Below are 6063 nucleotides of genomic sequence, written 5' to 3'. Positions count from 1 at the left end.
GCGGACAGCCGGGCGCGCGGCAGGACCGGGCTGCCGTCCTCGACCTCGACCCGGAGCCGGCGCGCGTCGCCCGCCAGCCGGATCACCGGGATGGTGGTCGTGTGCCGCAGGGCGTTGGAGACCAGTTCGGAGACGACGAGCACGACGTCGCCGTGGTCGCCGAGGTACCCCAGGCCGGTGAGGGTCTTGCGGACGAAGTCACGCGCCAGCCCCGCCGCCCCGCGGTCGATCGGCGCGCTGAACTCCGCGACCGGGCCAGACACCGAGAGGTCCACGTTCGCACTCTGCGGTATCGAGCGGTCGGCGCCCAGACGCACCGACACCGCCGTCACTAGTGCAGCTGCACTAGCCACGGCGGAAGCGTCAGTCGAGCAGGCCGTCACGGCGGGCGATCGCCACCGCCTCCAGCTTCGACCTGGCGCCCAGCTTCTCCAGCACCCGCTGCACGTGGTTGCGCACGGTGTTGCGGGCGACACCCATGCGTTCGCCGATCTCCTCCGTGCTCGCGCCCTCGGCCATGAGCAGCAGCGTCTCGCGTTCACGGACCGTGAGCGGCACGCCGTTGCCCTTGGCTCGCCCGGTGAGCTTGTCCAGCACGCCCGCGAGCAGCCCGCCGTCGAACACGACCTCACCGGCCGCCACCCGCAGCACGGCGTCGGTCAGCTCCTCCAGACGGGCGGACTTGAGCACGAGGCCCGCGGCGCCGGACTCGGCCGCGCGGGCGGCCACGGACACGGTCGCCTCGCCGGTCAGCACCAGCACGCGCGCGCCCCACTCCTCGAAGCCGGGGATCGCGTCCAGGCCGTCGCCGTCGGGCAGTCGGCGGTCGAGCAGCACCACGTCGGGCCGGTGCCGGCGGACCTCGGCCACCGCGGCGGCCACCGAGCCGACCGTGGCCACGACCTCGACCTCGCCCGAATCCGCCCACGCGAGCCGGATCGCCTCGGCCACCATGTGGTGGTCCTCCACCAGGACCGCGCGGACGGGTCGGGACGGGTGGGGTGGGTGCGCCATGCTGTGCAGAATCCTCGTCGCTGGTCCGGCCACCCACCCTAGCCGTTCCGGTCCGCCCGGACCGATCACCGGTCGCGACGGTCGGGTGACGTCAGGTCCGCCTCGGCAGGTCGAGGGCCGAGAGGTCCAGGCCGGCCAGCCGTTCCGGGTCGGACAGGACGTCGATCGCGACGATCCGGCCGCCGCTGACCGTGAAGGACATCAGCGACGTCGGCTTGCCGTCGGCCGCGACGAGGATGCCCATCCCGCCGTTGACCAGGACCCGCCTGCTGACCGCCGCGGGCTGTCGGAACCGCAGCGCCTGGCCGGCGACCTCCGCCGCGCCGCGCACCGCGGCCGTCAGGTCCGGGTTGAGGGCGCCGAGGTCGACGCGCAGCACCACGTCCGGGTCGAGCACCGTGAGCAGCGCCTCGAAGTCGCCGTCCCGGGCCGCGGCGGTGAACGCGTCCACCACCCGCCGCTGGCGTGGCAGGTCGTCGGGCACGGGCGCGCCTTGGACACGCCGGCGCGCGCGGCTGGCCAACTGGCGGGTGGCGGCCGGGGTGCGGCCGACGATCGGGGCGATGTCGTCGAACGGGACGGCGAACAGGTCGTGCAGCACGAACGCCAGCCGCTCGGCCGGCGCCAACGTCCCCAGCACCACGAGCAGGGCCGTGCCGACGGAGTCGGCCATCACCGCCTCGTGCTCGGGGTCGCCGCCGTCGGCCGGCTCGACGACCAGCTCGGGCACGCGCACGTCCAGCGGGTCCTCGCGGCGGGACGCGCGGGAGCGCAGCATGTCCAGGCACACCCGTCCTACGACGGTGGTCAGCCAGCCGGTGAGGTTGTCGACGTCGCGGGTGTCCGCGCGCTGGAGCCGCACCCACGCTTCCTGCACCGCGTCGTCGGCCTCGCTCATCGAGCCGAGGACCCGGTAGGCGACCGCCTTGAGGTGGCTCCGGTCGGCCTCGAAGCGGGTCGCGAGAAGTTCGTCGTCGATCACAGTCACATCCTCCGTGTTCCATCCGTCAGGGAGGTGACGGATCGAACGACCACGATGTGACAGAGGAGCGATCGACCATGGAAGCACGGATGAACCACCCCGTCACGGTCCTGCCCGGCACGATGAAGGCGCTGCTCGCGCTGGGGGAGACCGCCACGCAGGCCGGGCTGCCGCAGTCGTTGATGGAGCTGGTCAACCTGCGGGCGTCGCAGATCAACGGCTGCGGTGTGTGCGTGGACATGCACGGGAAGGCGCTGCGGAAGGCCGGTGAGTCCGACGAGCGGATCTTCGCGGTCGGTGCGTGGCGGGACACCCCGTACTACACGGAGGCGGAGCGCGCGGCGCTGGCGCTGGCCGAGGCCGTGACCCGGCTGGCCGACCGGCCCGACCCCGTGTCGGACGAGGTGTGGCAGGAAGCCGCGAAGCACTACGACGAGCAGCAGCTCTCGGCCCTGCTGGTGGCCGTCGCCACGGTGAACGTGTGGAACCGCCTCAACGCGTCCACGAAGCAGGTGGCGGGCACCTGGGGCTGATGACCCGGTGGTCGAGGCGGCGCGGAGCCCACGCACCCGCGCCGCCCGCCCACGCGGCGCCCGGGGAGTTGTACAGTCCGACGATGCCGGAGCGGGCGCGGATCTTCACCCGGTCCGAGGCGGTCGCCCGGGCGTTGGCCGGCACACCGGCGTTGGCCGGGCGCGTGCACCGGTTCGGCGAGGTCGCGGATCTCGTGCTGCCGCCCGGAGGGCTGTTCGTCGCACGGGTGCCGGACGAGGCACGACAACCCGGGCCCGGCGACGGGTTCGCCGCGGCGCGGGCGCGGTTCGGGTGGTTGGACGACGTGTGGCCGTCGGCCGCCTGGCTGGGACGGCTGCGGGCGTTGGCGACCTCCGCTCACCCGCTCGCCTACTACCACTACCTGGAACGCGGCGACCACCTGTACTACGCGTTCGGCTGGTTGGCCGGCGACGGCGCGGAACTGGTGGTGCAGCAGACATCCCTGGTCGCCGACGACGAGTGCACGGCGGTGTTCCGCGAGACCGGATCGACGCCCCTGGCATCGGCCTCGGCGTGGGACGCTGTGCTCGCTCACCTGGGGCTCGCGTCGACGATCGGGTTCTTCCGGCCGGAAGACGAGCTGCGCGAGTCGGACTGGCCGCCGCTCGACTGAAAGGGCTGCTCATGGGCACCGCTGGGTGGATCAGGTGGCGGCGACGCGTGTTCGGCGATCCTTACTCGGTCGCGCACGACGGGCCCGAGTTCACCCGCCTGCTCGACCTGGCCGAGACCGCGCCGGACGAGGTGGCGCGCATGGTGGCGGCGGGCGTCAAAGCCGGTGACCCGGTGGCCGCCCAGTCGATCGTCGCGCTCGCCGCCGAGGGGAAGGCGCCCGACGGGGCGGTGGCGCTGCTGCGTGGTGTGGCGCCGGGCGCGGCGGGGACGTTCCAGATCCGCGTGGCGCAGGCGTTGCACGTGCTGACCGGTGACGACTCGTGGGCCGACCCGCTGGTCTCCTTCCTGGCCTCGGGCGCGTGGAAGGGCATCCGGCTCGACGCCGCGATCGCCCTCGCCGACTTCCCACCGACCCCTCGGTTGATCGAGGCGCTCGGCCAGGCGGTCCGCGACCCGGAGTACCTGGTCCGCTACCACGCCGCGAACACCCTCCTGCGCTACGCCGGGCACGACACCGGGATCGCGGAGCACCCCGAGGTGTTCGCGAAGATCGCCCGGACGGCGGACGGCGATGCCACGGCGGCCGATCAGGCGGGCTGGGACGAGGCCGCCGACCTGCTGACCGCGGACGCCCTACGCCGGCTCGACTGATCGGCCGGCTCGCCGTCCACTGTGGACTAGACCTGCCGGCGACCGGGGTGCGGGGAACGGGCGGGCGTGCGGTCGCGTCGCAGTGCTGTGTTGCGGTACATGGTCGTCGCGGGTGCCGGGTGCGCCTTGGTGTCGTTGTTCGTGCCGCGCGAGCGCGCCCGGGTCGAGGTGATCGACTACCCGTTCCTGGTGTTCGTCGTCGCCGTCGGGGTGGCCGCGTACCTCGTGATCGCCGGTCGGCGGTGGGTGGGTGTCGCGCTCGCGGGCGTGGTGTTCGTCCTCGCGGCGGTGGCGGTCGGGGCCGACGTCGCGCACGGGCTGCCCGAGGCGGACCTGCCCTTGCTGGCCGTCGGCGCGTTGGCCGTCGCGGTGGGCGGACTCTCGGCCGGGTCGTGGCGGGTGCGTCCGCTCGGGGTGCTGGGTGCGGTCGTCGTGGTCGGTGCGGCGGTGGTCGCGCCGGGTGTGGTCGAGGCCGCGGCCGTGCGGTCGGAGGTGCGCGGCGCGTGGGCCGAACCGCCGCGTCCGGTGGTGGAGCTGGCCGGCACGAAGCGGTGGAAGTGGCAGCCCCCGGCACGGTTGGTGGGCGTGGTGGCGGCCGGGCACGGCGTGGCCGTCGGCACGGAGGACGGCGCGGTGGTCGGGCTCGACGGCGCGGACGGTCGGCCGCAGTGGCGTTACGCGAGGTCCGGCGCGTTGCTGCTGTCGGTGTCCGCGTCACCGGACCGGCGGTCGGTGCTGGCGCTGTTCGACCGCGATCGGCAGCCGCCGCGACGCCTCCTGGTCGCCTTGGACGCCGACACCGGCACGCCGCGGTTCGAGCGGGCGATGAAGGGACGCGACCTCGACGTGAACCTGTTCGTCGGCGCCACCGCGGTGTTGACGGCGGACAGCGGCGGCGTCTCGGCCGACGACCAGGGGACCGGCGAGGAGCGTTGGCGGTGGCGGCAACCCGACGGGTGCCGGGCGTCCGTGGCGGGCACGGGTCCGGCCGGGGTGACCGTGGCGGTGTGGTGCGACGACCGCCTCACCGTGGTCGGGCTGGCCGAGGACACCGGGCACGAGCGGTGGCGGCACGACGTCACGGCCGAGCGGGGTGCGGAGGTCGTGACGACCACCGACGGCTCGGTGGCCCACGTGCGGCTGTCCGGGCCGTCACCGGACGTGCTGGTGGACGTCGGTTCAGGCCGCCTGACCCGACTGGTCGACCCACCCGCGGCGGTGGACGTGGAGTTCGGCCCGGCCCCCGTCCTGCGCGACCGCTCCCGTGACGCGCCGGTGCACGCCATCAACCCACCACCGGCCGCGCCGTGCCGCTCGACGTGGCGGGCTGCCCGCTGACCCGTGCCGCCGCCACGACCGCGACCCGCTTCGTGCGACTGTGCGCGACCCCTTCAGGCAGCCTTACCGTTACCGCGCAGGGCTTGGACGGCAGCGCCCCCGTCACCACCGCGCTCCCACCGATCGCCGGTTCGCCACACGGTCTGGACGCCCGCTTCACACCCGCGCCGGGTGCGTTGGTGATCGGTGTGCCGGGCAGCCGTGAACGCCCCGGGCCGGTGGTCGGGTTCGTGCCGTGATCCGGTAGCCCGGCTCTTGCGGTGTCAGCTGTGCGGCTGGTGCGCTTTGCCGCCGGCGGATTCTGGCGGTCCTGACGGGAGGAAGCCGCGCAGCTGCGGCACCCCAGCCAGCTGGACGATCAACGCGATGTGCTCGTACAGGCCGACGAGCGCCAGGTTCTCCTCGCGGGCGGGCCCACCGAGGGCGAGCAGCGGCACGAAGCCGTAGCACTGCTCGAACGACGGTGCGCCCTCCCGGTGTGTCGCGACCACGGTGGGGTAGGGGTCCCATTCGAACACGGGCCCGCGGTTCTCCGGTCGTTCCATCATCGCGACGAGGTCGCCGAACGACGTGCCCACGGGCACCAGGTCGATCACGCCGAAGCGGAACTTGATGACCAGGAACGTGCCGTTCACGTGGAAGATGACGTCGCCGAGGCCGGTGGTGAACAGCACGGTCGAGTTGTCCGGCAGTCCGACCACGCCGTCGAGCATCAGCGCGGCCCGTGCCGGATCGACGACGCGGAAGTAGAAGTCCCCCGCGTAACCGGCGCCGTGCACCCGCCACATGTCGACCACTTCGGCGGGCACCTGACCGGCGAACCGGTCGATCGTCGCCTGCTCGATCGTCGAAACCCGCATGAACTCGCTGAACGTCAACACTCCTCCAAGGACGTCACGGCACTCGGT

The 6063-nt window shown here is 73.5% G+C and carries 8 protein-coding genes and 1 pseudogene; 5 read left to right on the top strand and 4 right to left on the bottom strand.

Annotated features, from left to right (window positions below):
• The 3 genes and pseudogenes from ADK67_RS37570 to ADK67_RS37560 form a co-directional block, all read right to left on the bottom strand.
• A pseudogene (locus ADK67_RS37570) lies at nt 1-275 on the bottom strand (ATP-binding protein); the annotation flags it as partial.
• Between the two features lie 88 nt (nt 276-363).
• On the bottom strand, nt 364-1014 hold the full coding sequence (locus ADK67_RS37565) for a response regulator transcription factor (RefSeq protein ID WP_053721330.1): 651 nt from the start codon (nt 1012-1014) through the stop codon (nt 364-366).
• 91 nt (nt 1015-1105) lie between these two features.
• Nucleotides 1106-1996 carry a sigma-70 family RNA polymerase sigma factor gene (locus ADK67_RS37560; protein WP_053721329.1) on the bottom strand — a complete coding sequence of 297 codons (891 nt, stop codon included), beginning with the start codon at nt 1994-1996 and terminating at the stop codon, nt 1106-1108.
• Between the two features lie 77 nt (nt 1997-2073).
• Between ADK67_RS37560 and ADK67_RS37555 the strand changes: the two genes are divergently transcribed.
• From ADK67_RS37555 to ADK67_RS37535, 5 genes are all read left to right on the top strand, one after another.
• Complete coding sequence (locus ADK67_RS37555) at nt 2074-2529, top strand: carboxymuconolactone decarboxylase family protein (protein ID WP_053721328.1); 456 nt, start codon at nt 2074-2076, stop codon at nt 2527-2529.
• An 83-nt stretch (nt 2530-2612) separates the two neighbouring features.
• Nucleotides 2613-3164: a hypothetical protein gene (locus tag ADK67_RS37550; RefSeq protein WP_053721327.1), complete on the top strand. Its 552-nt coding sequence runs from the start codon at nt 2613-2615 to the stop codon at nt 3162-3164.
• A 47-nt stretch (nt 3165-3211) separates the two neighbouring features.
• A complete protein-coding gene (locus ADK67_RS37545; RefSeq protein WP_053721326.1) occupies nt 3212-3817 on the top strand; it encodes a hypothetical protein in 606 nt (201 codons plus the stop codon).
• Nucleotides 3818-3916: 99 nt separating this feature from the next.
• Entirely contained in the window at nt 3917-5155 is a 1239-nt protein-coding gene (locus ADK67_RS37540) for an outer membrane protein assembly factor BamB family protein (protein ID WP_157621311.1), read from the top strand.
• On the top strand, nt 5125-5394 hold the full coding sequence (locus ADK67_RS37535) for a hypothetical protein (protein WP_053721324.1): 270 nt from the start codon (nt 5125-5127) through the stop codon (nt 5392-5394). The genes ADK67_RS37540 and ADK67_RS37535 overlap by 31 nt, the downstream gene beginning before the upstream one ends.
• A gap of 24 nt (nt 5395-5418) precedes the next feature.
• Here the strand turns inward: ADK67_RS37535 and ADK67_RS37530 are convergent, their stop codons facing one another.
• Complete coding sequence (locus tag ADK67_RS37530; RefSeq protein ID WP_157621309.1) at nt 5419-6033, bottom strand: T6SS immunity protein Tdi1 domain-containing protein; 615 nt, start codon at nt 6031-6033, stop codon at nt 5419-5421.
• Between the last annotated feature and the right edge of the window lie 30 nt (nt 6034-6063).

The organism is Saccharothrix sp. NRRL B-16348 (assembly GCF_001280085.1).
Lineage (GTDB): Bacteria > Actinomycetota > Actinomycetes > Mycobacteriales > Pseudonocardiaceae > Actinosynnema.
The sequence above is the reverse complement of the archived record's forward strand: the minus strand, read 5'-3'. Positions and strand labels throughout refer to the sequence as shown.

Coding starts and splice junctions, on each gene's coding strand:
- ADK67_RS37565 (WP_053721330.1), bottom strand. CDS start 1,014: ATGGCGCACCCACCCCACCCGTCCCGACCCGTCCGCGCGGTCCTGGTG.
- ADK67_RS37555 (WP_053721328.1), top strand. CDS start 2,074: ATGGAAGCACGGATGAACCACCCCGTCACGGTCCTGCCCGGCACGATG.
- ADK67_RS37550 (WP_053721327.1), top strand. CDS start 2,613: ATGCCGGAGCGGGCGCGGATCTTCACCCGGTCCGAGGCGGTCGCCCGG.
- ADK67_RS37540 (WP_157621311.1), top strand. CDS start 3,917: ATGGTCGTCGCGGGTGCCGGGTGCGCCTTGGTGTCGTTGTTCGTGCCG.